Raw genomic sequence first — 22,698 nt, 5'->3', positions numbered from 1 at the left:
AACGCGATCGAGGCACGGGTGCTGGTGACGCCGCGGATGGCGCCGCTGCAGGTCGCGGGCCGCACCGTCCACCAGGTCGGCCTGCCGTTCCACTGGGGCACCAACGGCTACACCAAGGGCGACTCGGCCAACGACCTCACCGCCATCGCGCTGGACCCCAACATCCACATCCAGGAGGTGAAGGCGTTCACCGTCGACATCCAGCCGGGACGCCGGCCCACCGGGCCCGCCCGGGCCGAGCTGGTGAAGGAGTACCAGCGGCGGGCCGGCATCACCGAACACACCGGGATGGAGGTGCACTCCTGATGGCCGTGACGAATCTCGGCATGCCGGGCGTGCGGTCGGACGGCGGCTTCGGCAACGGGCCGGACCCGGCCGCGGGCAGCGGATACGACGACGCGCCGCCGCGGATGGGCTTCTTCACCGACACCTCGGTGTGCATCGGCTGCAAGGCCTGCGAGGTGGCGTGCAAGGAGTGGAACCTGATCCCCGAGGACGGCCTGGTGTTCACCGGGATGTCCTACGACAACACCAAGAGCCTGGGCGCCGACACCTGGCGGCACGTCGCGTTCATCGAGCAGACCAAGCCGCTGGCCGGGCAGGTCACCGGCGGCGAGCAGGGCGGCGCGGCCGAGGGCGTGCGGTGGTTGATGGCCTCGGACGTGTGCAAGCACTGCACCGAGGCCGCCTGCCTCGACGTCTGCCCGACCGGCTCGCTGTTCCGCACCGAGTTCGGCACGGTGGTGGTGCAGGAGGACATCTGCAACGGCTGCGGCTCCTGCGTCTCGGCCTGCCCGTACGGCGTGATCGACCAGCGGCACGGCGACGGGCGCGTGTGGAAGTGCACGCTCTGCTACGACCGGATCAGCGTGGGCCAGGAGCCGGCCTGCGCCAAGGCCTGCCCCACCGACTCGATCCAGTTCGGCCCGCTGGACGAGCTGCGCGAGCGGGCCGACCAGCGGCTGGCCCAGCTGCACGAGGCCGGGGTCGGGGAGGCGCAGCTGTACGGACGCGACCCCGGCGACGGGGTCGGCGGCGACGGCGCGTTCTTCCTGCTGCTCGACGAGCCGGAGGTGTACGGCCTGCCGCCGGATCCCGTGGTCACCACCCGAGACCTGCCCTCGATGTGGCGGCACGTCGCGACGGCCGCGGTCACACTCGCGGGCGGCGCGCTGGCGGCGTTCCTCGGTTCGGCTTTGGGGAGGAAGCGATGACACGTCCAGGCCGGGAAGCACTCACCGGCGTCGCCACCGGACGCAAACGCCGGCGCGGCGAACAGCCGATGGTGCCGGACGCGAAGTTCACCTCCTACTACGGAAAACCGGTGATCAACGGGCCGGTCTGGCAGGCGCCCGACATCCCGGGGTACCTCTTCCTCGGCGGGCTCGCCGGTGCCTCCTCGCTGCTGGGCGCCGGCGCGCAGGCGACCGGCAGGCCCGCCATCGCGGCGATCAGCAAAACCGGTGCTTTCGGCGCGGTGAGCCTGTCTCTGGTCGCACTGGTGCACGACCTCGGGCGGCCGGCGAGGTTCCTGAACATGCTGCGGGTGCTGAAGGTGACTTCGCCGATGAGCGTCGGTTCCTGGCTGCTCACCGCATACGGGCCGCTGGCGGGCGCGGCCGCTTTTTCCGCTGTCACCGGCAGATTCCGCCGCATCGGGACGGCCGCGACAGCGGGTTCGACGGTGCTCGGGCCGGCCGTGGCCGCTTACACCGCGGCGCTGCTGAGCGACACCGCCGTGCCCGCCTGGCACGACGGGCACCGCGAACTGCCCTACGTGTTCGTCGGCTCCGGGGCCACCGCCGCCGGCGGGCTCGCCCTGCTCGCCGCGCCCACGACCGAGTCCGGCCCGGCGCGGACGTTCGCGGTGTTCGGTGTCGCGCTCGAAAACGGTGCGTTCAAACTGATGGAGCGGCGGATGGGCATGGTGGCCGAGCCCTATCGCACCGGCAGGGGCGGAAAGTACGTGCACGCGGCGGAGATCCTCTCCGCCGCCGGGGCGGCGGGCGCACTGCTCGCCCGGCGCAACCACCTGCTGCGGCGGCTGTCGGGCGCCGCGCTGGTCGCCGCCTCGGCCGCGCTCCGCTGGGGCGTTTTCCACGCGGGCAAGGATTCTGCCGCCGACCCGAAGTACACCATCGTCCCGCAGCGTCACCGGGCCGACGCACGAGCCGGCCGCCCGGAATAGTCACTGCGGCGACCCGCGAACCCGCCGGGACACCCCGAAGCCGCAATCCGCCTCCTGCCCTGCCGGTCGGGTTCGGCTCGTGGGTTTCCCGCTGGCGTCGCCTCGTGGCAGCGGGTTCGGTGGCTGCGGTGGGTAGTGCAGCTGCCGCGGCGCGGGCGCGGGTTCGGTGCCGAAGTCACGGAACCAGTCCGCGGGTAGCTCCGGCGTAGCCGCCGCTCGTCATGGCCACCTTGTGCTTCTCCGCGGGAAAGCGCGAAGAAGCGGCGAGTCTCGACGCGGGGGGCGTGCGGCGCGCGGGCGGTGGCGTTCCTGGCCGCGTGGTCGGCGGAACGCGGCCCGGAAATGTCCACTATGGACAGTGTGCGAGGTTCGGTGGTCCGGGCGGCGAGGCCGGTCATGGTCGTCCTCTCAGTTCTGGGGCACGGAGATCGTCGGCGCGGGGCCCTGGAACGAACCGGCCGGCGCGCCGGGCAGTCCGGTCAGCCCGGGCATCGTTTCCGTGTCCAGGAAGGAGTTGTCGAACAGGGGGCCGGCCGGGTTCCAGTCCGCGGGCAGCGCGCCCATCTGTTTCATCTGCTCCACCGTGGTGTCCCACCGGCCGGCGGCCATGGCGCCCAGCTGCTGCCCGCCGCGGCCGCCGATCACGAACGGCCGCTGCCCGGCCCAGGTGAACCAGTTGGTGTCGGCGGCGAGCTGGCTGTTGTCCTTGACCATCCGGTCGTTGGCCCTGGTCGCGGCGGGGATGTCGGTGAGGTAGGCGGTCCAGCCCTTCGACAGCGCGGCAAGCGCTTTCCGGAGGGTGCCGGCGTGGTTCTTCGCGTAGTCCTCGGTGACGACGAGGATCTGGCCGTAGGGGTTGAATCCCGCGGAGGCGTAGCTGAAGTAGTTGAGCTCGATGTTCAGTTTGCGGGCCTCGTAGACGGTGTTGGTCGGGTAGCCCTGGGTCACACCGTCCGGCTCGGCGAAGAACGCGTTGTAGGTGCCGTTGAAGTTCTGGGTGGTGAACCGCAGGCCCTGGGTGCGCTGCACCCACTGCCAGCCGAGGCTCGCCGGGGCGACCGTCCACGATTTGCCGGCGAGGTCCTGCCACTTGCTCCAGCCGGTGGACTTCTTCACCAGGACACCGGTCGGCGCGACGTCGAACTCGTTGTAGACGGCGACGACCGGCAGCCCCTGCGCCTTGGCCTGCAGGTAGGCCTCGGCGGTGGTGACGGCGATGTCGGCCCGGCCGGCCGCCAGCAGCGGGATACCGGACACGTTCGGGCCACCCGGCAGGATGGACACCTTCGTGAGGCCGGCCTGCGTCAGGTATCCCTCGGTCTGCGCGGTCGTCCAGCCGCCGTTCTGGGCGTTGCTGAACCACGAGAGCTGCACGGTCAGCGAGTCGCCGGAGCCTTGCGAGGCCGATGACCCGGCGCCGCACGCGGCGAGGACGAGGGCGGCCACCAGCGCCGCCAGTGCGAGGCGCAGGCGCGCCCAGCGCGAGGAAGAACAGAACATGGCGGCGGCTCCAACAGTCGCGAAAAGCGGGGACCGGTAATTGTTCGAGGCTTCCGGAAAAGGGATGGCGGAATCGCCGCCGGCGCATTCCGGTGGAATCGGACGCCCGGAAACCCGGCGGATGCGGACGGCGTCGTCCCGGTCCCGCGCGGCCGTCCCAGCCGCGTCCGCCCGCGTAGAACGAGCCGAGAAGTCCTCGTTTTCGCTGGTGCGGACGCTGCCTGGGGGTCGGCGGAGATGGTCCGACCAAGCGGACCTGGCGAACACTGTCGCTCCCGCCCTGGCGCCGCGTCAACACCAGAATCCGAACTTCACGCGCCCGAAACATTCCCCCGAGAAAGCGCGATGTCGGATTCATTTCGCGTGTAAACAACGCGTTGCCTGCGGCCTGGAACCCTTTTCCGGCGTGCATTCCGTGCTTACGGTCGAATTGGTCAGGCCAACCACCTCGAACGGTGGTTCGGTGTCGAACCCTCAGGAAGGACGGGTGTGGACAGCACCTCTGGGACGCCGGGCACGGCGTCACCTCCCGGGCGCCGTGTGGTGCCGGTCTCCGCGCTGGAGCTGCCGAAGCCCGCGCCGGGCGCGTTCCGTGGCAGTGTCAGCACCGAGATCTCCGCGTACCTGGAGAAGCTGATCGCGGTCGGCGAACTGCGGCCCGGTGACCGGCTTCCGTCGGAGCGGGAGCTCGCCGCCCGGCTGGGCGTGTCACGGGCGTCGTTGCGCGAGGCGATGCACGAGCTGGAGGCCAAGCATCTGCTCGAACGCAGGCCGGGCCGGGGCACCACCGTCCTGAACGCGCCGGAACCGGTGCAGACCCTGTACTCGCGGCTCTCCGAAGCCGATCACCACCTGCGTGACGTCGCCGAGCTGCGCGCGACGATCGAGCCGATGCTCGCCGAGCTGGCCGCCGAACGGGCCACCGCGGCGAACCTGCTCGAACTGGAAAACGTGTTGCGGCACCCCGTCGCGGAAGTCCCGCCGGAGGAGTCGCTGCGGCTGGATCTGGAGTTCCATCTGCTCATCGCGATGGCGGCGCAGAACCCGCTGATGTCGGCGATCAACACGCTCGCGTGCTCGTGGACTTCGGCGACGCGCGTGCTCTCGCACTCGTCGCGCTACGCCCGCGAGGTCTCTTACCTCGGGCACCGCGCGATCCTCAAGGCGGTCGCGAAAGGCGATCCCGCCGAGGCACGCGACGCCATGGCCCGGCACCTCGCCGATGTCGCCGAGCTGACCCGGGACGGCTACGAAAAGCGCGGGACGGCGGAGGAGGATCGTTGACTCTGGCCGATCTGGTGCCGTCCGACGAGACCGCGCGCATCCTGCAACCGCTCACCGGGGACGCTCCGGACTACCTCCCGGCCGGTCCCGCCACCACGACGTGGGGCAGGCTGCCCTGCGCGGACGACGAACCCGTGCTTTCCGTCGAACCCGGCACCACCATCGTCGTCGACACGGTGAGCCACGAAGGCATTCTCGAAGACCAGGGCCGGGATCCCGTCGCCTTCTTCGGTGGACACGGGGTCGCCGAAAAGGAGGTGCTCCTGGACGCGATCGCGATCGCCGCCGGCGGCGAGCACGACCCCACCGGAGGTCCGCATGTGATCACCGGGCCGGTCGAGGTCCGCGGCGCCCGGCCCGGCGACCTGCTCGCGGTGCGTATCGGCGAGCTGGCCCCGCGCGTGCCCTACGGTGTCGTCTCGAGCAGGCACGGCAAGGGTTTGCTGCCCGACTGCTTTCCCGCCGGCGGCGAACTGACCAGCATCTTCTGCCCCGTGGAGGATCTCACGCTCGGCATCGACCGGGCCCGCGCCACTCTTCCGTTGCGCACGGCGGGAACCGGCCGTCGCGTCCGCTTCCCGATCACGCCGTTCCTCGGGGTGATGGGCGTGGCCACCCCGGCTCCGCGCCGTCACTCGACGCCGCCGGGACTGCACGGCGGCAACATCGACATCCGGCTGCTCGTCACCGGCGCCACCCTCTACCTGCCCGTGCAGGTGCCGGGCGCCGGCTTCTACGTCGGCGACCCGCATTTCGCGCAGGGCAACGGAGAAATCGCGCTCACGGCACTGGAAGCGCCGTTGCGCGCCACGCTCACCGTGGACGTGGTGCCCGCCGACGAGGCGCGCGCCCGGTTCGGTGCGGTCGCCGGCCCCTTCGCCCGCACAGCCGAGTTCCTGATTCCCACCGGACTCGACGAGGACCTCGACGTCGCGGTGCAGAAGTGCGGCCGCAACGCGGTCACGTTGCTCGGCGCGGTCTTCGGCATGGCGCCGGAACTGGCCTACGCGTACCTGTCCGCCGCCGCGGACTTCGACATCTCCCAGGTGGTGGACGTGGTGAAGGGATCGCACGCGCGCATCCGGCTCGCGGACTTCGCGGAGGTGACCCGGTGAGCGCCCCCGCGCTGGAGGTGAGGTGCCCGGTCCCGGTGCCCGACGGTCTGCTTGCCGCCTTCGACGCCTACGAGACCGCGTTGCTGGCCAACGATGTCCGGGCGCTGGACCGGCTTTTCGCGCCAGGCCCGGACACGGTGCGCGGGGACGGCAGGGTCCTGCTCGTCGGGCACGACGCCATCGCCGGGTTCCGGTCCGGCCGAAGGGTGATCCCCACCCGCCGCGTCGCGCAGCTGCACGTCCGTCCGGCAGGCCTGGATGCCGCGCTGGTCATGGCGTCCACAGTGGAGCCGGCGACGGGCGCCACCGGACTGCAAACCCAGCTGTGGCAACGCATCGCGGGGGAGTGGAAGGTCACCGCCGCGCACGTCACGCTGCCTGGCGGAGGCAAGCCCGCCGCCGCGCCGCCGGTGGATCCCGCCGTGTGGCGGGTTGTGGGCACCCCGCTCGTTCCCGCCACGGGCAACGGCCCGCTCGACGGGACGACTGTCGCGGTGAAGGACCTCTTCGACGTCGCGGGCCAGCCGGTCGGCGCGGGCAACCCGGCGTGGCTCGTCGAGCAGGAACCGCGGAGCACCACCGCCCCGGCGGTCGCCGCGCTGCTCGCGGCGGGCGCCGAGATCACCGGGATCGCCCGCACCGACGAGTTCGCCTACAGCCTGGCCGGGCAGAACGCCCATTACGGCACCGCACCGAACCCGGCGGTCCCCGGCGGCATCGGGGGCGGCTCGAGCGGTGGCCCGGCGTCGGCGGTCGCACTCCGCCAGGTGGCCGTGGGACTGGGCACCGACACGGCGGGCTCGATCCGCGTTCCGGCGTCCTACCAGGGATTGGTGGGCGTCCGTCCCACCTATGGCGCGGTCTCGACCGCCGGAATGCTGCCGCTCGCGCCGTCGTTCGACACGGTCGGCTGGCTCACCCGGGAAGTCGCGACCGCGCGCCGGGTCGCGGACGTCCTGCTCGCCGGGACCGCCACCGCGGCGCACCGCACGCTGGTGCTGCCCGCGGTCGAGGTGCACGCCGCCGATGACGTGCGGGCCGCGTGTGCCGACAGCCGCGCGACGCTGGCCGCGGCCGGGATACTGCCGGCCACCGAGACCGGCGATCTCGAGCCGCGCACACTCGAGACCTGGTTCGCCGCTTTCCGCACCGTGCAAGCGTTTGAGGCATGGCAGGCGCATGGCGACTGGATCAGTGCGCACCCGGGCGCGCTCGGATCCGATGTGGGAGGCCGGTTCGCGGCGGCCGCGACGGTGAGCGCGGACGAGGCCGACGAAGCCCGTGGCGTCGTCGCCGAGGCCCGGACCCGGTTGTGCGCGCTGCTGGACGGTGCCGTGCTGGTGCTGCCCACCAGCCGCGGCGGCGCACCCGCCCGGAATGCCGGTGCGGAGGTCGTCGAAGCCGAGCGGGCGGGCACCCTGCGGCTCACGTGCCTGGCGGGGCTCGGTGGGCTGCCCGCCGTGTCACTTCCCTTGCTGCGCACCTCAGACGGCCGTCCCGCGGGGCTCTGCCTCGTCGGCGCCACCGGCACCGACCTCGCCCTGCTCGACCTCGCCGCCACGATCGAAGGGACCGTGCGATGACCGGCAGTGTGCTCGCCGGGGCGGGCCACCCGAACCGCTGGAGTTTCGAAGGCGGCCGCGTGGACCTTCGCCGTCCGGCCCGCCCGCCGCGCCCCGCCGGGCTGCCCGCCGTGCCCGCGCCGCTGACCGTCGATCTGGCCCGCAGCGCGCTGATCGTCGTGGACATGCAGAACGACTTCTGCGCCGAAGGCGGCTGGCTGCACGGGATCGGGGTGGACGTCTCGCCGCTCGCCGGTGCGGTCACCGCCTTGCGGGACCTCGTTCCCGCCGCGCGCGCCGCCGGGGTGCCCGTGGTGTGGGTGAACTGGGGCAACCGCGAGGACCAGGCCAACCTGCCGCCCGGAGTGTCGCATGTGTACGACCCGGAAGGCCGTGGCGCCGGGATCGGGGCGCGGCTGCCCAACGGCTCGAAGGTGCTCACCAAGGGCAGCTGGGGCGCCGCGCTCGTCGACGGGCTCACCGCCGAACCCGGCGACATCGAGGTGGACAAGTACCGGATGAGCGGGTTCTGGGACACCCCGCTGGACACGATCCTGCGCAACCTCCGCGTCGACACCCTGTTCTTCACCGGCGTCAACTCGGACCAATGCGTGTATTCGACGCTGGTCGACGCCGCCTGCCTCGGCTACGACGTGGTGCTGGCCGACGGCGCCTCCGCGACCACCTCGCCGGCGTTCTGTCACGAGGCGACGCTCTACAACACCCGCCAGTGCTACGGCTTTTCCACTTCGGCCGCCGATCTGCTGGCCACTTTCACGAAGGACGGATCATGAGCACCCCACCGACCCTGCGGCGTCTCGACGACGTGGCGCCCCAGCTCATCTCACCCGGCGACACCGTCAAGCTCGCGCTGCTCGCCGGGCCCGCGGACGGCTCGCCCACCAGCGTCTTCTTCGAGGTCTGGGAACCGGGCGGGAGCCAGCCCGACAACTCCCACCCCGAGTCGACCGAGATCTTCGTGATCCTGTCCGGCACCGGCCGCGCGCACAGCGACGAGCACACGGTGGCGCTGCGGCCCGGCGACGCGCTCGTGCTGCATCCCGGTTCCACGCACCGGATCGTGAACACCTCCGCGACCGAACGGCTCTACGCGGTCACGGTCATGGCCGAGGATTCCGGGGCACTGCCGGGCGGTTTCGCGGAGCTGGTCTCCCGAGGCGCCGCGGCCGCCTGGGACGGCACCGACCGCGACGTCCTCGGCGGTGGCGCATGACAAGGCTGCTGAATCGATTGTCCACTGTGGACATCGCCGCGATCGGCAAGGAGAATGCGCTCGTCGTGCAGCCCATCGGGGCGGTGGAGCAGCACGGGCCGCATCTGCCGGTCATGACGGACGCGTTCGTCGCCGAACGGGTCGCCGCGCTGGCCGCGGACGTCGCGGGCGACGGCGTGTGGCTGCTGCCGCCGCTGCACTACGGCAAGTCCACCGAGCACCTCGGCTGGGCGGGCACGATGAGCCTGTCGTCGGAGACCCTGCTCGCCGTGCTGCGCGACGTCGGCCGGTCGGTGGCGGCGTCCGGTTTCACCCGCTTCGCCTTCGTCAACGGGCATGGCGGAAACCCGGCGCTGCTCGACGTGGCGGCGCGCGACATCCGCACCGACACCGGGCTGCTGGTGTTCCCCGTGACCACCGGCAGGCTCGGTGTCCCCGCCGGGATCGACCTGCCCGACACGGAGTTCTCGATCCACGGCGGCTACGTCGAGACGTCGGTGATGCTGCACCTCGCGCCCGACGCGGTGCGCCTGGACCGCGCGGAGGCCGGCGGCGTCCACCTGCCGGCGCTGTATCCGGCGACCGGCGAGCTGAGCCTGGAAGGCCCGCTGCCCACGGCGTGGCTCAGCGACGACCTGACCACCAACGGGGTCATCGGCGACCCGCGGTCCGCCACGGCGGAGACCGGAAAGGAGATCGTCGGCCACTGGGCTTCGCGGCTGGCCACCGCCTACCGGCAGATGACCGAGTTCGCGTTCCGCACGGCGTGAGCGCCGGCAACCACGAGGAGAGGCTGATGTCGATCATCGCGACGGCGTCCCCGGCGACCGAACTGGTCACCTTCGCCGGCGTCACCAAGACCTACAGCAACGGCTTCGCGGCACTCGCCCCGGTCGACCTGACCATCGGCGCCGGGAAGATCGTGAGCATCGTCGGCCCGTCCGGCTGCGGCAAGACGACGCTGTTGCGGATGGCGGGCGGGCTCTCGGCACCCACGGCCGGTGCGCTGACGATCAGCTCGGCACGCAACTCCTATGTGTTCCAGGATCCGACGCTGATGGCGTGGCGCAGCGTGCTCGCCAACACCGAGCTGGTGTCGCGGATCCGCAAGGTGCCGCGCGCCGAATGCCGCCGCCGCGCGGTCGAGGCGCTACGGCTCGTCGGGCTGGAGAACGTGCAGAAGTCGTTGCCGCGTGAGCTTTCCGGCGGCATGAAGATGCGGGTGTCGCTGGCGAGGGCGCTGGCGTCGGAGCCGGACCTGATGCTGATGGACGAGCCGTTCGCGGCGCTGGACGAGTTCACCAGGGACCGGATGGGCGACGAGCTGATCCGGTTGTGGCGGGAGCGCGGGTTCGGGGTCCTGTTCATCACGCACTCGATCCGCGAGGCCGTCAAGATCGCGCACGAGGTCGTGGTGATGGCTTCGGGACCGGGCCGGATCGTGGAAACCGTCCGGTCGCCGAGCCCGCCGTCGGCGGATCCGGACGCGGCGCGCGACACCGACGCGCTGGAGGAAACCGTGAAGTACGTCGGTGCGCGATTGGCGGCGGCATGAGCATCACCGAGAACACCGAGAAGACCGTGGCTGCCGCCCCGGCACCACAGGCGAGTCCACGGCCGAAGCGGTCCCGTAAGCGCCCGTCGGTGCGCACAGTGCTGTTGTTCATCCTGCCGCCGCTGGTGGTGCTCGTACTCGCGATCGCGTTGTGGCAGATGGCGATCAGCGTGTTCGGGGTGCCGACGTTCCTGGTGCCTTCGCCGTCGGACGTGCTGGCCGCGATCGGGTCCTCGGCGAGCGCGCTCGTCGAACCGACGCTGGTCACGATGCAGGAGGCCTACAGCGGGTTCGCGATCGCCGCGGTGATCGGGTTCGCGGTGGCGTTCGTGATGGCGCGCTGGACCGTCGCCGAGCGCGGCCTTTACCCGTACATGGTGTTGCTCCAGACGATCCCGATCATCGCGATAGCACCGATCCTCGTGGTGTGGCTCGGCCCCGGCGCCGCGACGAACACCGTTGTCGCGGCGATGATCGCGGTCTTCCCGGTGACGGCGAACACGCTCACCGGGCTCAAGTCCACCGACCGCAACCTCGTGCAGCTGTTCGCCATGGCCGGTGCGACCAGGCGCTACGAAATGGTCGTGCTCCGGGTCCCGTACGCGTTGCCGTATGTGCTGACCGGGCTGCGGATCGCGGCGGGCTCGTCGGTCATCGGCGCGATCGTCGGCGAGTTCGTCGCCGGGATCGGTGGCGGGCAGGGCGGCCTCGGCTATGTCATCACTTCGACCGCGCAGCAGCTGTTGATGGCGCGGCTGTTCCTCGCGGTCGTCGCCGCGAGCTGCGTTTCGCTGCTGTTGTTCGGGATCGTCCGCGCGGTGGAGGTGCTGACGCTGCGGCGCTGGCACGAATCCGCCATGGCCACCGACGACTGATCGCCCGACTGTCCGGAAAGGACACCCTGATGCGCATCGACACCAACATCCTGGGCGCGGTCCGGATGCCCGACGCGGGCGCCGACGGCCCGCCGGCGACCTCGCGCCGGTACGGCCGCGGGGACTACGCGACCGCATACCGCGACTTCGTCGCACTGTCCACAGTGGCCGATGAAGTCGGTTTCGACACCTTCTGGTACACCGAACACCACTTCCAGCACGAGGGTTACGAGGTGGTCCCGAACCAGATCCTGCTCGGCCTCTACTGCGCGGCCGTCACGAAGCGGATCAGCTTCGGGCAGATGTTCAACATCGTCCCGCAGTGGAACCCGCTGCGGCTGGCGGAGGATTTCGCCGCCGCCGACGTGCTCACCGGCGGGCGTATGCGGTTCGGCGTGGGACGCGGCACGGTGCCGCGCGAGATGCAGACGCTGGGCGCCCGCATCGAGTCCGGCGACAACGCCATGGACGCCGCCGCCGAGCAGGCCAACCGTGAGCGGTTCGCCGAGGCGATGGCCGCCATCCGGCTGGCGTTCGGCCAGGACCGCTTTGCCCACCACGGCAAGCATTTCGCGTTCCCGCCCGAGGGCATCCCGGACCGCGGCGGGTTCGTCAGCGGGCTCACGCTCGTCCCCAACGTGACCCGCGAGGTCGAGATCTACCAGGCCTGCACGTCGCCGCGCACGATGGACTACGTCGCCGAACACGGCCACATCGGTGTCTACACGCGACAGTCGCCGCGGCGCCTGGCGGAAGCGTGGCAGAAGCACGCCGAGCTCACCGGGGAACACGGCAGGCCGACGGAGGTGGGGGAGGAGCAGATGCTCGTCCTGCACGTCAACGTCGCGCCCACGCACGAGGAAGCCGTCGCGCTGGCCCGGCCGGGCCATGACGAGCTGGCCAAACTTCTTGCACCCTATGGACGTTTCGCCACCTACGACCCGCCGGAGGGGATGGACGCGACGCCGTTCGACTACGCGCCCACGCTGGAAGAGTCGATGCGGCAACGGATCTACCTCGTCGGCGACTTCGACGAGGTCGCCGGACAGCTCGCCGGATACCGCGAACTGCTGGGGCTGCGCCGGTTGTCGGTCTCGATGGACGCGCTGGGCCTGACCCCGCAACAACATCAGGACCAGCTGCGCATGTTCGCGGCCGAGGTGGCGCCGAGACTGGGCATCGAGATGTCCGGCGACGGGCAGCGGACTCTCGAGGCCGCGGCATGACAGCCGTGACCTCCTCGCTGGCGGCGGTGGACGGCACCCGGCTGCTGGCGGACCTCGCGTCCGGCGCGGTCACCGCCGTCGAGTTGCTGGAGCGGCACCTCGCCCTGCTCGACGGGCCCGGTGCGGCGCTCGGCGCCGTCGTCGACACCGACCGCGAGGGTGCGCGCGCGGCCGCCGAAGCTGTCGACGCCGGACGGGCCGCGGGACACGCGCCCGGCCCGCTCGCGGGGTTGCCGGTCACCATCAAGGATGCCTTTGACGCCAAGGGAATGCGGACCTCGCACGGACGTCTCTCCGACGCGCATCGTGCCACCGGGGACGCGCCGCTCGTCCGCCGGTTGCGGGAGGCGGGCGCGATCGTGGTCGGCAAGACCAACGTGCCCGTCCACCTCGCCGACCACCAGTCCGCGAACGCCGACTTCGGCCGCACCCGCAACCCCTTCGCCCCCGGGCGCTCGCCCGGCGGATCGTCCGGGGGCGCCGCCGCCGCGGTCGCGGCCGGACTGGCCGTGGCCGATTTCGGCAGCGACCTCGCGGGCTCGTTGCGCGTGCCCGCCGCGTGGTGCGGGCTGTTCGGGCACCGCCCGTCGAACGGCATCGTGTCGAAGCTGGGCCACCTGCCCTGGCCGGCAGGCGGGCTGCTGGAGCCGAGGGTTTCGGCCGTGGGACCGATGACCCGTTCCGCCGCCGACAGCGCACGGTTCCTCGACGTGATCGCGGGCGCCGAGGGCCTCGACGCGTTCGCGTGGCGGCTGGAGCTGCCGCCCGCACGGGTCGACGCACTGGCCGGAACCCGTGTCGCCGTGTGGCCCGACGACCCGGCGTGCCTGGCCGACAACGAAACCCGGGCCGCGATCCGGGCGTTCGCCGACGCACTCGACCGGGCCGGTGCCCACGTCGAGGAGCTGGCCGATCCGCCGGTGCGTGGCGAAGGGGCGATCGAGCTCTTCGTGCGGCTGCAGGCAGGAGAGGTCGTGCACGGACTCGACGACGAGGCCTACGCCCGCAGCGCCGGGCTCGTCGACGCGCCCGGACGTGCCGGGGCGATGGCGCGCGGGCACGTGCGGTCCCTTCGTGCCGCCCTCGACGATTTCGAGGCGCAGCGCCACATCGCCGCCCGTTGGGCGGAGGTCCACGAGCGCTACCACGTCGTGCTCTGCCCGGCGGCCCCGTGCGCCGCGCCACCGCACTCCGACGTCCCGAACGAGACCCGGCTGCTGACGCTCGACGGAACCGGGGTGCCCGCCGCCGACGCGGTCGCCGCGTGGAGCCGGATCTCCAGTCTCGGCGGCGGTCCCGCCACCGTCGTGCCGCTCGGTGCCGGCGCGGTGTCGGGCCTGCCGGTCGGCGCCCAGCTGCTGGGCCGCTACCTCGACGACCGCACCCCGCTGCGAGTGGCGGCGCTCGCCGAGGAAGCCGGGCTCGTCGGCTTCACGACGCCTGAGGGGTGGTGAACGTGCTCCCCGAGGCGCTCGCGGCGGACCTGCGAACACTGCTCGGCGAGTCCGCTGACGTCAGCGCCGACGAGGCCGCCCGCAAGGCCGCCACCAAGGACTTCTCGTGGGTTTCCCCGATCATCCACGGCACCATCCCGCGGACCCTGCCGGACGCGGTCGTGACCGTGCGCTCCGCCGAGGCGGTGCGAAAACTGGCCAGGTACGCCCACCAGCACCGGATCCCGCTGACCGCACGGGGAAAGGGCACCTCGAACTACGGGCAGATCATCCCGCTGGCCCGCGGGATCATGGTCGATTTCCAGTGTCTCACCGGCGAAATCGAGCTCCACGACGGCACCGTGACCGCCCTCGCAGGCACCACCTGGCACGAGCTGAACGCGTTCCTCGACACCACCGGGCGGGAGCTCGCCATGTTCCCGACCACGCTGAACAGCACGGTGGCCGGATACGTCGGCGGCGGCGCGGGCGGGCCGGGATCGATCGAACACGGATTCAACCACGAGGGCTTCGTCCAGCGGCTCACGGTCGTTCCGGTGACGAACGAAGCGGAGCCGGTCGAGCTGTGTTTCCCCGCCACCACCCCGCATGTGCACGCGTTCGGCACCACCGGCCTCATCACGCGGGTGGGCCTGCGCACGGTACCCGCGCGGGAACGCACGGCGGTGTTCGCTTCGGTGCCCGGCCTGGACGCCGGAGCGGCGATGGCACTGGAGATCCTGCGCTTTTCCCCGGCCCCGCAGATCCTCGCGGTCACCGAGCCGGAGCTGGCGGCGCTGTTCCCCGAGGACCCCGGATTCGAACCGGGACGCACGAACCTGCGCGCCGTCGTCACGGTGGAACAAGCCGGCGCCGTGCGGGAGATCGTGGAGCGCGGGGGAGGTGCGGTGTCCGGCGTGCGCGCCGACGCCGTGCGCTACCTCGCGACGTTCATCAACAACCACACCACCGTGCGCGCCAAGGCGCGACGCCCCGAGTTGTTCCACGTTCTGGTGCGCGGCAACGGAATCCTCGGCAAGCGCGGCCTGATCGCGGAGGCTTTTCCCGACGCCACCGTGCAACTGGAGGGCATCCGTGGCCCCGGGGGACCGTGCCTGATGGCCCGGATCCTCGCCCCGCACCGCGACGACGCGGCCGTCCACGCCGGAATGGACCGGCTGCGCGCCGAAGAGTTGTTCGTGGACAGTCCACATAGCTGGGTCGTGTCCGAGAACCTGCCGCCCCGCTGGGCCGAGGCGGATCGCTTCGACCCGGGCGGACTGCTGAACCCGGGCAAACTGCCCCGCCACTGAGTGCCCCGAAACCCCACCGAAATCACGAAAGAGCGCGACATGTCAACAAGATCCAGCATGGGCAGGTTCATCGCGACGGCCGTCGCGGTGGCGTTGACCCTGGCCACCGCGGCCTGCGGTGGCAGCTCGTCCCCGGCGAAGTCGGCAGACGGCACGACCCCGTTCACGGCCGTCCTGCCCTGGTACGCCGACCCCGAGGGCGGCGGGTTCTTCGCCGCCCAGTCCGAAGGGCTGTACCAGAACAAGAAGCTCGATGTCACGCTGCAACCGGGCGGACCGCAGGTGTCGGCAACGCAGCTCGTGGCGTCCGGCCGGGCGCAGATCGGGTTCACCGATGCCGCGGGCATCATCGAGGCGCGCCAGCAGGGCATCCCGGTCGTCGCGATCGGCGCGCTGTACCAGGACAACCCGGTCGGCGTGATGGTACACGCGGACACCGGCATCACGTCCTTCGCCGGGATGGCAGGTAAGACCTGGGTCGTGCAGACCGGTCAGTTCGGGCCCGACTGGGTCAAGAAGAACACCGGCATCGACTTCGGCACCCAGGTCTACAACGGGTCCATCGCGAACTTCCTCACCAACGACGGGCTGGTGCAGCAGGGCTGGCCGACGAATGAGGCCTATCAGGCGGAGAAGGCCGGGGTGAAGGTCAACTTCGTGCCGTTCTCCGCGTCGGGTTTCAACCCGTATAACGACGTATTCTTCACGTCACAGTCCTATTTGGCCGGTCACCGGCAGGAACTGACGGACTTCCTCGCCGCGAGTATGCAGGGCTGGGCCGACTACCTCGGCAACGTCGACGTGGCCAAGGCGGCCAACGACGCGATCCTCAAGGCGAACGACCAGCTGACCGCGCAAAGTGCCTGGTACGCCTGGGACAAACAGCGTCAGTACGTGGTCGCGGGTGACGGCGCCAAGCAGCTCGGCGCGATGACCGAACAACGGTGGGCCACCTTCGCCGACCAGCTCAAGCAGCTCGGCCAGCCGGTGCCCGACGACGTCAAGGCGCTCTTCGACACGTCGTTGCTGCCCACGATTCCCGCCCCGGCCACGCTGCCCGCCGCGCCGGCAGGGTCGTGCTGAGCGTGTTGACCGTGACGAACGGGCTCCTGCTCACCATGGCCGATGGCCAGGAGCCGTTCACCGGCTGGCTGAGCGTCGGTGCGGACGGCCGGATCACCGGGATCGGCCGGGGAGACCCGCCCGCGGCCGAGGGCACGGTACTCGACGCGAAGGGAAAGATGATCGCGCCGGGGTTCGTCTCGGCACACAGCCATCTGCACACCTCGGGCCTGCGCGGGCTCGCGGCGGGCGAGACGTTGTACCCGTGGGTCCGTGCGAACAACGAGGTGCTGCTCGGGGCGGCCGACGAGGACATGTACTGGTTCGTCCTGCACGGTTGTCTCGACTTCCTCGCCAACGGCATCACCTCGGCGTACAACTTCGCGCTCAGCCGCGTGATCTGGCTCTACGACGAGAAAACCGGGGACCGGCCCGGCCAGGTCCGGGCGGAAGACTTCGTCAACCGCCAGTTCGACGCCGCCGCGGAATCGGGTCTGCGGGTGCTCACCGCGATCCGGCTCGACGATGAGGCGTTCGGCCGGGCGCGGGCACTGGACAACTTCGGCAAGGCGGCCGGGGAGGTGCGCGCCCGGACCCCGCACGAAGCGTTCCTCGGCATCTCGGTGTACGGCGCGGTGCAGTGGTCGGGCACGCCGGCGACCGCCGGGCTGGAAGCGGAGGTGATGGCCCGGTACGGCATCACCAACCAGGCGCATTTCGTGGAGACCGCCGAGAATCTGCCCGCGCAGCAAGCGAAGTTCGACTGGTACGCCCGCGCGGGCGCGCTCGGTCCCGGGATGGTGTTCGGCCATTTCGTGCATCCCACCGACGAGATGGTCGACGCCGTCGCGGCGGCGGGGTGCGCGGTGGTCTGGCAGCCGACGTCCAACGGGCGCCTCGGGTCGGGCATCGCAGACGTGGTCCGCTACCGGGAGCGGGGGATCCGGGTCGGGATGGGGCTCGACGACCAGTCGTGCACCGACATCTCGGATCCCTTCGGCAATATGCGCATGGGCCTCTACACCCAGCGTGCCCGCCGTTCCCAGGCATCGGTGCTGATGCCCCGCGAGGTGCTGCGCATGCATACGCTGGGCTCGGCGGAGGTGCTCGGCGTCGCCGATCTGGTGGGAAGCCTCGAGGTCGGGAAGTTCGCCGACTTCCTGGTCGTCGACCCTGCGCAGCCGGACACCGGTCCGATGTGGGACGTCTACGCGACCTACGTCCTCGCGTGCGGGCAGCGCAACCTCAAAGAGGTCTACCTCGGGGGCCGCTGCCGCACCGTGGACGGCGAAGTCCGGCACCCGCTGGCGGCGCAGGCTCGCACGGAACTGCATGTGCGCCTGCGTCACGCGGCGCGACGGCGGGGGCTGCCCGAACCCTTCCGGCCGGATCAGTACTCTGCCGTTCGTTACTGATCCGGCCACAGCGACGGCGGAAACGGGTTTCTGCCGGCATGTCCGCCGCGGACCGTGTCCGCCTGCTTTTGGCCGGATCAGTGGTCAGGCGAGCCCGTCAGCCGCCGGAAGTCCGCGAGCATGCGATCGTCATCCGGCCGCAGGCCGGTGAACAGGGCGATCGCGTCGGCGGCCTGGAGGACGAGCATCGGCCCTCCGTCGAGTGTGCGGCAGCCGAGCGCGCCGGCCGCGGTGAGCAGTTCCGTCCTCAATGGACGGTTGATGATGTCGACCACCCACAGCCGTTCGTGCAGGAGCTCCGCGGGAATCGGCATCCCGGGGTGCCCGGCCATGCCGACCGGAGTCGCCTGGACGAGACCGGTCGCCTGCGGGAGCTTGCGGGGCAAGGAGCCCAGGCCGTCGTGATCGACCGTGTGGCCGGGAAAACGGGCCGCCAGTGCCCGGGCCAGATGGGCCGCCCGGGCCGGCTCGCGGTCGGTGACGTGCAGGGTCCGCACGCCGGAGGTGAGCAGGGCGTGGCCGACGGCGGCACCGGCGCCACCGGCGCCGAGCAGGACGACTGTGGCGAGGTCGGCTTCGTCGAGCCCGCCGGGGAAGCCGATTTGCAGGCCGCGGGCGAAGCCGGACCAGTCGGTGTTGTGGCCGGTCGCGCCGTTCGGGCCGAAAACGACGGTGTTCACCGCTTCGATGGCTTCGGCCTCGGGCGAGAGCGCGTCGAGGTATGGCAGCACGAGCTGCTTGCAGGGATGCGTGATGTTGAGGCCCTGCCAGCCGGCAGCTCGTGCTTCGGCGACCAGCCGGCCGACGTCTTCCGGCGGTGCGCCCAGTTCGCCGAGGTCGAGGATCTCGTAGCGCCCGGGAACACCGAGCGTGGCGGCTTCGTGTTCGTGCAGTGCCGGGGAGAAGGAGCCGCGGATTCCGGCGCCGACGAGACCGGCGCGATAGGACGTGATCGCCGGCCGGGCCGTGGTGGTCATTTCGCCACCTGGGCGTCGGCGACGAACAGCTCGGCGCCGGCGGCGCGGATGGCTCGCTCCACATCGGACGGTGGCCGCCGGTCGGTGACGACGGCGTCGAGCTGGTCGAGGCCGGCGAGCAGGACGGGGCCGGGCCGCTCGAACTTCGTGTGGTCGATCAGCAGCACCGAACGGTCGGCGTTCTCCATGAGCCGCAGCTGCACGTCGGGGTTGCCGTCGGCGACGATGTACAGGCCGCGGGCGTCGGCGGCCTCGGCGCCGAGGAACATCGTTCGTGCCCGGACCCGCGCGGCCGCTTCGAGTGTCATCGGCCCGGCGAACGCCTCACGGTTCGCCATCGCGTTCCCGCCGAGCCCGATGACCTGGACGTCCTCCCGGTGCAGCAGGAGCTGGATCACGGGTATCGACACCGTGATCACGGTGCCGGCGAACTCCGCCGGAAGCGCTTCGGCCAGTGCGAAAGGTGTGGTGCCACTGTCGATCGCGATCGCGTCCGTCGGCTCGATCAGCTCGGCCGCGCGGGCGGCGATGCGTTTTTTCGCGTCGGCGTTGCGGCCCGCCCGGATCGCGAAATGCGCTGTCGGCGTCGGCGGAGTGCGGTTCGGGATGGCGCTGGCTCCGCCATAGACGACCTTGAGCTGTCCCGCTTCTTCGAGCCGGCGCAGGTCCCGGCGGACCGTCTGCTCGGAGACGCCGAGATCGTCCGCGAGCACGGCGATCGGGAGAAAACCCGTTGTGCTGACTCGCTCGAGAATGCGGGCGCGTCGCTGTTGCGCGCCGTCGTAGCGCAGATCGGATGTCGTCTCGGCGGTCACGGCTGGCCTCCAGTCGGGTGGGTCGGGTGCACGGGGGCGATACGACGCCAGGCGCTCGGTGGCCGGCCGAGTTCGAGGTCGGTGACGCGGCGCTGGATTTCCGCCCGCACGGTGGGGTCGCCGGCCGTGCCCGGCCGTTGCGCCAGGCCGGTCAGCTCCCGCAGCAGCCGCGCGCGCCGGAGCACCGGGTAGCCCGGCACGGCGCGGACATCGCGACCGTAAGCGCCGGCGAACGCCCGGTATCCGGGCTCGCTGATCCAGCCGATGTCGTGGTACGCGGCGGTCTGCGCGAGATCCCATTCCCGGTATCCCCAGCCCGCGTACTCGAAATCGAACAGGACCGGGCCGCCCGGCGTGGCGAGCACGTTGTGACATGCCGCGTCCCCGTGGACGTAGCCGGGTGTCAATTCCGGTTGCAGCGCCCGGAATTCGCCCGCGGTCGCGTCGAGCACGGCCGCCAGACGACGACGTTCGTCCTCGATCAGGCCTGGGGCACGGGCGATCCGCCGGCGGAGACGGAGGAACGGCCGAGCGGGCCGGGCCAGCTCCGGCGGCGGCGTGAGGGCGTGCACCTGGAGGAGGAGATCCGCGAGCTGCTCGACGGAACCCTGGTGCCCGAAGACGCCGTACCAGAACGTGACGACCGCGCCGTCCACCACCACCGGCTGGTCCACCGGCAGGGGGTGGGTGACCGGGATACCCGCCGTGGACAGCCAGCGGGCGACCCCGATCTCGGCGGCCGCGTCCGCGACGTCGACGCCAGGACGTTCGACGCGGGCGATCACGCGCCCGGCGTCGACCCGGAGCACGGCTCGTTCACCGAGCCGGACCCACTCGAGGTCCGTGGGACGCAGCCCTGCCCGCCGGGCCGCTTTCGCGCAGATCGCGGCCACCTGGCCGCGGGAGTCCGCCGAGTCGTCCCACGCGTCACCGCACATGAGGACCTGCATGGGAGAGCTCCCGGGGTTCTTGCCCGTTCGGCCGGGTTCGCAAGCCGAGCATAGTGCCCCTCCGTCACCGGTTGGCGGAATACCGACCTGTCCAGCCGCAAATCATGGCATAACTCTTCCATAGTTGTCATAATTCTGACAAGTATGGCAGTCTGCGATCAGACAGTCGTTCGTCAGCGAGGAAGGACCACGATGCTTCCGGGCCGCTTCTACGAGGACATCCCGGTCGGGGACGAGCAGCTCACCCCGCGGGTGACGGTCACGGAAGGCCACATCCTGGCTTACGCGGGCGTGTCGGGTGACTTCTCCGCGTTGCACCTCGACGAGACGTACGCCGCGGGCACCGAGTTCGGCGGCCGGATCGCGCACGGCCTGCTGGGCCTCACCCTGACCGACGGGCTGAAGGTGCAGTCCGGCTATTTCCGGACCGGAATCGCGCTGAGCTGGAGCTGGAACTTCCGCGGCCCCATCCGGATCGGCGACACGCTGCAGGTGCGCTTCCGGATCGCGGATGCCCGGACGTCGAAAAGCCGGCCGCAGCTGGGAATCGTGACCGTCGCCGTGGAACTGCTGAACCAGCGCGGGGAGATCGTGCAGGAGGGTGAGCACCGGCTGATGGTGCCGCGCCGTGCCGGAGCCACGCAGGAAGGCGGGAATGCCGCGTGAGCCAGGGCAAGTTCCGCACCGCCGACGAAGCGGTCGCCTTGATCGGCGACGGCGCCACCGTGGCGCTGATCGGTGGCGGTGGCGGCCTGATGGAGCCCACCCACACGTTCCGGGCGGTCTCCCGGCGGTTTCTCGAAACCGGGTCGCCACGGGGGCTGACCGTCGTGCACGCGCTGGGGATCGGGGACAAGAAGACCGAAGGGCTCAACCACTTCGCCCACGAGGGCATGGTCAAGCGGGTCATCGGTGGCCATTGGGTGTGGTCGCCGCGGATGCAGCGACTGGCCGCGGAGGAGCGCATCGAGGCGTACGTGCTGCCGAGCGGGTGCGTCATGCAGCTGTACCGGGAGATCGGGGGCGGGCGCCCGGGCCTGCTGAGCCACGTGGGGCTGGGCACCTTCGTGGATCCGCGGCACCAGGGCGGGAAGATGAACGCCTCGGCCACCGAGGATCTCGTCGAGGTCGTCCGGCTCGGCGGCCGGGAACAGCTGTTCTACAAGTCCTTCCCGATCGACGTGGCGATCATCCGCGGGTCGTTCGCGGACGCCGACGGCAACATCAGCCTGGACCAGGAAGCCGCCAACATCGACGTCTACGCGGCCGCGCTCGCCGCCCACAACTCCGGCGGCCTGGTGATCGCCCAGGTGCGCACTGCCGTCGACGCCGGCTCGCTGCCGGCCCGGTCGGTGCGCGTCCCGGGGGCCATCGTCGATGCCGTGGTGGTCGATCCGGAGCAGCGGATGGGCTACGACCTGCCGTATGACCCGCTCGTCTCCGGCGAACGGCACGGGCCGATCACCCTGGACCCCCCGGAACCGCTCGACGTGCGCACCTTGATCGCCCGCCGCGCGTACCGGGAACTGCGCGAAGGGGCGATCATCAACTTCGGCGTCGGAATCGGCGAAGGCGTCGCGAAGATGATCGCCGACCGCGGCGAGACCGGGCGGTACCACCAGACGATCGAGCACGGGACCTACGGCGGATACCTGATGACGGGCACGATGTTCGGCTACGCGCGCAGCCCGTCCGCCATGATCGACGGGCCGTCGCAGTTCGACTTCTACGCCGGGGGCGGTCTCGACATCGCCTTCCTCGGCTTCGGCGAGCTGGACGAGAACGGCGACGTGAACGTGTCACGGCTCGGCGGGCTCACCGTGGGCCCCGGCGGCTTCATGGACATCGCCCAGAACGCGCGGAAAGTGGTGTTCTGCGGGACTTTCGACACCAAGGGCGCGCGAGCGTCGGTGACGCCAGGGGGCCTGCGGATCGAACGCGCCGGCGACGTTCGCAAGCTCGTCCGCAGGGTCGACCAGATCACCTACTCCGGGTCGCAGGCGCTGGCGCGCGGCCATGAGGCGGTGTTCGTGACCGAGCGCGCCGTGTTCGAACTCAGCCGTGACGGGCTGGTCCTGACGGAAGTGGCTCCCGGTGTCGATATGCGAGCGGATGTACTCGACGCCATGGATTTCAAGCCGCTCATCCCGCGCGCCCCCCGCGTGATGGACGCGGCACTGTTCGCCGCGTGATC

22 protein-coding genes are annotated in these 22,698 nt (G+C 71.1%); 18 read left to right on the top strand and 4 right to left on the bottom strand.

Going from position 1 to position 22,698, the window contains the following annotated elements; translation table 11 throughout:
- The 3 genes from VHD82_RS03505 to nrfD all read left to right on the top strand — a co-directional run.
- The coding region (locus VHD82_RS03505) for a hypothetical protein (protein WP_325696881.1) at nucleotides 1–306 on the top strand (306 nt) is incomplete at its 5' end.
- Nucleotides 306–1,214 carry a 4Fe-4S dicluster domain-containing protein gene (locus VHD82_RS03500; protein WP_414637427.1) on the top strand — a complete coding sequence of 303 codons (909 nt, stop codon included), beginning with the start codon at nucleotides 306–308 and terminating at the stop codon, nucleotides 1,212–1,214. The genes VHD82_RS03505 and VHD82_RS03500, both read left to right, overlap by 1 nt.
- Nucleotides 1,211–2,188, top strand: a complete 978-nt coding sequence (gene nrfD, locus VHD82_RS03495; protein WP_325696879.1) for an NrfD/PsrC family molybdoenzyme membrane anchor subunit — start codon at nucleotides 1,211–1,213, stop codon at nucleotides 2,186–2,188. The genes VHD82_RS03500 and nrfD overlap by 4 nt, the downstream gene beginning before the upstream one ends.
- A 408-nt stretch (nucleotides 2,189–2,596) precedes the next feature.
- On the opposite strand, the gene VHD82_RS03490 is transcribed toward nrfD, so the two are convergent.
- Nucleotides 2,597–3,688, bottom strand: coding sequence for an ABC transporter substrate-binding protein (locus VHD82_RS03490; protein ID WP_325696877.1), 1,092 nt, complete (start codon nucleotides 3,686–3,688; stop codon nucleotides 2,597–2,599).
- Between the two features lie 489 nt (nucleotides 3,689–4,177).
- Between VHD82_RS03490 and VHD82_RS03485 the strand changes: the two genes are divergently transcribed.
- The 13 genes from VHD82_RS03485 to VHD82_RS03425 are packed head-to-tail and all read left to right on the top strand — an operon-like array spanning nucleotide 4,178 to nucleotide 17,762.
- Nucleotides 4,178–4,972 carry a FadR/GntR family transcriptional regulator gene (locus tag VHD82_RS03485; RefSeq protein ID WP_325696875.1) on the top strand — a complete coding sequence of 265 codons (795 nt, stop codon included), beginning with the start codon at nucleotides 4,178–4,180 and terminating at the stop codon, nucleotides 4,970–4,972.
- On the top strand, nucleotides 4,969–6,087 hold the full coding sequence (locus VHD82_RS03480) for an acetamidase/formamidase family protein (RefSeq protein WP_325696873.1): 1,119 nt from the start codon (nucleotides 4,969–4,971) through the stop codon (nucleotides 6,085–6,087). Before VHD82_RS03485 ends, VHD82_RS03480 begins: the two co-directional genes overlap by 4 nt.
- On the top strand, nucleotides 6,084–7,670 hold the full coding sequence (locus tag VHD82_RS03475) for an AtzH-like domain-containing protein (protein WP_325696871.1): 1,587 nt from the start codon (nucleotides 6,084–6,086) through the stop codon (nucleotides 7,668–7,670). Before VHD82_RS03480 ends, VHD82_RS03475 begins: the two co-directional genes overlap by 4 nt.
- On the top strand, nucleotides 7,667–8,443 hold the full coding sequence (locus VHD82_RS03470) for an isochorismatase family cysteine hydrolase (protein ID WP_325696869.1): 777 nt from the start codon (nucleotides 7,667–7,669) through the stop codon (nucleotides 8,441–8,443). Before VHD82_RS03475 ends, VHD82_RS03470 begins: the two co-directional genes overlap by 4 nt.
- Nucleotides 8,440–8,883, top strand: a complete 444-nt coding sequence (locus tag VHD82_RS03465) for a cupin domain-containing protein (RefSeq protein WP_325696867.1) — start codon at nucleotides 8,440–8,442, stop codon at nucleotides 8,881–8,883. The genes VHD82_RS03470 and VHD82_RS03465 overlap by 4 nt, the downstream gene beginning before the upstream one ends.
- The gene (locus tag VHD82_RS03460; RefSeq protein WP_325696865.1) at nucleotides 8,880–9,653 is read left to right on the top strand and encodes a creatininase family protein; all 774 of its coding nucleotides are present in this window, start codon (nucleotides 8,880–8,882) and stop codon (nucleotides 9,651–9,653) included. Before VHD82_RS03465 ends, VHD82_RS03460 begins: the two co-directional genes overlap by 4 nt.
- 26 nt (nucleotides 9,654–9,679) lie before the next feature.
- On the top strand, nucleotides 9,680–10,438 hold the full coding sequence (locus VHD82_RS03455; RefSeq protein ID WP_325696863.1) for an ABC transporter ATP-binding protein: 759 nt from the start codon (nucleotides 9,680–9,682) through the stop codon (nucleotides 10,436–10,438).
- Nucleotides 10,435–11,313 carry an ABC transporter permease gene (locus VHD82_RS03450; RefSeq protein WP_325696861.1) on the top strand — a complete coding sequence of 293 codons (879 nt, stop codon included), beginning with the start codon at nucleotides 10,435–10,437 and terminating at the stop codon, nucleotides 11,311–11,313. The genes VHD82_RS03455 and VHD82_RS03450 overlap by 4 nt, the downstream gene beginning before the upstream one ends.
- Before the next feature lie 29 nt (nucleotides 11,314–11,342).
- Nucleotides 11,343–12,539 carry an LLM class flavin-dependent oxidoreductase gene (locus VHD82_RS03445; RefSeq protein WP_325696859.1) on the top strand — a complete coding sequence of 399 codons (1,197 nt, stop codon included), beginning with the start codon at nucleotides 11,343–11,345 and terminating at the stop codon, nucleotides 12,537–12,539.
- Nucleotides 12,536–13,993 carry an amidase family protein gene (locus tag VHD82_RS03440; protein ID WP_325696857.1) on the top strand — a complete coding sequence of 486 codons (1,458 nt, stop codon included), beginning with the start codon at nucleotides 12,536–12,538 and terminating at the stop codon, nucleotides 13,991–13,993. Before VHD82_RS03445 ends, VHD82_RS03440 begins: the two co-directional genes overlap by 4 nt.
- Nucleotides 13,990–15,285, top strand: a complete 1,296-nt coding sequence (locus VHD82_RS03435) for an FAD-binding oxidoreductase (RefSeq protein WP_325696855.1) — start codon at nucleotides 13,990–13,992, stop codon at nucleotides 15,283–15,285. The genes VHD82_RS03440 and VHD82_RS03435 overlap by 4 nt, the downstream gene beginning before the upstream one ends.
- Nucleotides 15,286–15,324: 39 nt before the next feature.
- Nucleotides 15,325–16,368, top strand: coding sequence for an ABC transporter substrate-binding protein (locus tag VHD82_RS03430; RefSeq protein ID WP_325696853.1), 1,044 nt, complete (start codon nucleotides 15,325–15,327; stop codon nucleotides 16,366–16,368).
- An 11-nt stretch (nucleotides 16,369–16,379) separates the two neighbouring features.
- Nucleotides 16,380–17,762: an amidohydrolase family protein gene (locus VHD82_RS03425; protein WP_325696850.1), complete on the top strand. Its 1,383-nt coding sequence runs from the start codon at nucleotides 16,380–16,382 to the stop codon at nucleotides 17,760–17,762.
- A 77-nt stretch (nucleotides 17,763–17,839) separates the two neighbouring features.
- Here VHD82_RS03425 and VHD82_RS03420 read toward each other — a convergent pair whose 3' ends face one another.
- The 3 genes from VHD82_RS03420 to VHD82_RS03410 are packed head-to-tail and all read right to left on the bottom strand — an operon-like array spanning nucleotide 17,840 to nucleotide 20,504.
- A complete protein-coding gene (locus tag VHD82_RS03420) occupies nucleotides 17,840–18,739 on the bottom strand; it encodes a shikimate dehydrogenase (RefSeq protein WP_325696849.1) in 900 nt (299 codons plus the stop codon).
- Nucleotides 18,736–19,554, bottom strand: coding sequence for a DeoR/GlpR family DNA-binding transcription regulator (locus VHD82_RS03415; RefSeq protein WP_325696847.1), 819 nt, complete (start codon nucleotides 19,552–19,554; stop codon nucleotides 18,736–18,738). The genes VHD82_RS03420 and VHD82_RS03415 overlap by 4 nt, the downstream gene beginning before the upstream one ends.
- Nucleotides 19,551–20,504 carry an aminoglycoside phosphotransferase family protein gene (locus VHD82_RS03410; RefSeq protein ID WP_325696845.1) on the bottom strand — a complete coding sequence of 318 codons (954 nt, stop codon included), beginning with the start codon at nucleotides 20,502–20,504 and terminating at the stop codon, nucleotides 19,551–19,553. Before VHD82_RS03410 ends, VHD82_RS03415 begins: the two co-directional genes overlap by 4 nt.
- Nucleotides 20,505–20,696: 192 nt before the next feature.
- Between VHD82_RS03410 and VHD82_RS03405 the strand changes: the two genes are divergently transcribed.
- Nucleotides 20,697–21,170 carry a MaoC family dehydratase gene (locus tag VHD82_RS03405; protein ID WP_325696843.1) on the top strand — a complete coding sequence of 158 codons (474 nt, stop codon included), beginning with the start codon at nucleotides 20,697–20,699 and terminating at the stop codon, nucleotides 21,168–21,170.
- A complete protein-coding gene (locus tag VHD82_RS03400) occupies nucleotides 21,167–22,696 on the top strand; it encodes an acyl CoA:acetate/3-ketoacid CoA transferase (protein WP_325696841.1) in 1,530 nt (509 codons plus the stop codon). The genes VHD82_RS03405 and VHD82_RS03400 overlap by 4 nt, the downstream gene beginning before the upstream one ends.
- Nucleotides 22,697–22,698 lie beyond the last annotated feature (2 nt).

Source organism: Amycolatopsis sp. (assembly GCF_035546795.1).
Taxonomy (GTDB): Bacteria; Actinomycetota; Actinomycetes; order Mycobacteriales; family Pseudonocardiaceae; genus Amycolatopsis_E.
Note: the sequence above shows the minus strand (reverse complement) of the source record. Positions and strands in the feature narration are given on the sequence as shown.

Coding starts and splice junctions, on each gene's coding strand:
- VHD82_RS03500 (WP_414637427.1), top strand. CDS start 306: ATGGCCGTGACGAATCTCGGCATGCCGGGCGTGCGGTCGGACGGCGGC.
- nrfD (WP_325696879.1), top strand. CDS start 1,211: ATGACACGTCCAGGCCGGGAAGCACTCACCGGCGTCGCCACCGGACGC.
- VHD82_RS03490 (WP_325696877.1), bottom strand. CDS start 3,688: ATGTTCTGTTCTTCCTCGCGCTGGGCGCGCCTGCGCCTCGCACTGGCG.
- VHD82_RS03470 (WP_325696869.1), top strand. CDS start 7,667: ATGACCGGCAGTGTGCTCGCCGGGGCGGGCCACCCGAACCGCTGGAGT.
- VHD82_RS03465 (WP_325696867.1), top strand. CDS start 8,440: ATGAGCACCCCACCGACCCTGCGGCGTCTCGACGACGTGGCGCCCCAG.
- VHD82_RS03460 (WP_325696865.1), top strand. CDS start 8,880: ATGACAAGGCTGCTGAATCGATTGTCCACTGTGGACATCGCCGCGATC.
- VHD82_RS03455 (WP_325696863.1), top strand. CDS start 9,680: ATGTCGATCATCGCGACGGCGTCCCCGGCGACCGAACTGGTCACCTTC.
- VHD82_RS03450 (WP_325696861.1), top strand. CDS start 10,435: ATGAGCATCACCGAGAACACCGAGAAGACCGTGGCTGCCGCCCCGGCA.
- VHD82_RS03445 (WP_325696859.1), top strand. CDS start 11,343: ATGCGCATCGACACCAACATCCTGGGCGCGGTCCGGATGCCCGACGCG.
- VHD82_RS03440 (WP_325696857.1), top strand. CDS start 12,536: ATGACAGCCGTGACCTCCTCGCTGGCGGCGGTGGACGGCACCCGGCTG.
- VHD82_RS03430 (WP_325696853.1), top strand. CDS start 15,325: ATGTCAACAAGATCCAGCATGGGCAGGTTCATCGCGACGGCCGTCGCG.
- VHD82_RS03420 (WP_325696849.1), bottom strand. CDS start 18,739: ATGACCACCACGGCCCGGCCGGCGATCACGTCCTATCGCGCCGGTCTC.
- VHD82_RS03410 (WP_325696845.1), bottom strand. CDS start 20,504: ATGCAGGTCCTCATGTGCGGTGACGCGTGGGACGACTCGGCGGACTCC.
- VHD82_RS03405 (WP_325696843.1), top strand. CDS start 20,697: ATGCTTCCGGGCCGCTTCTACGAGGACATCCCGGTCGGGGACGAGCAG.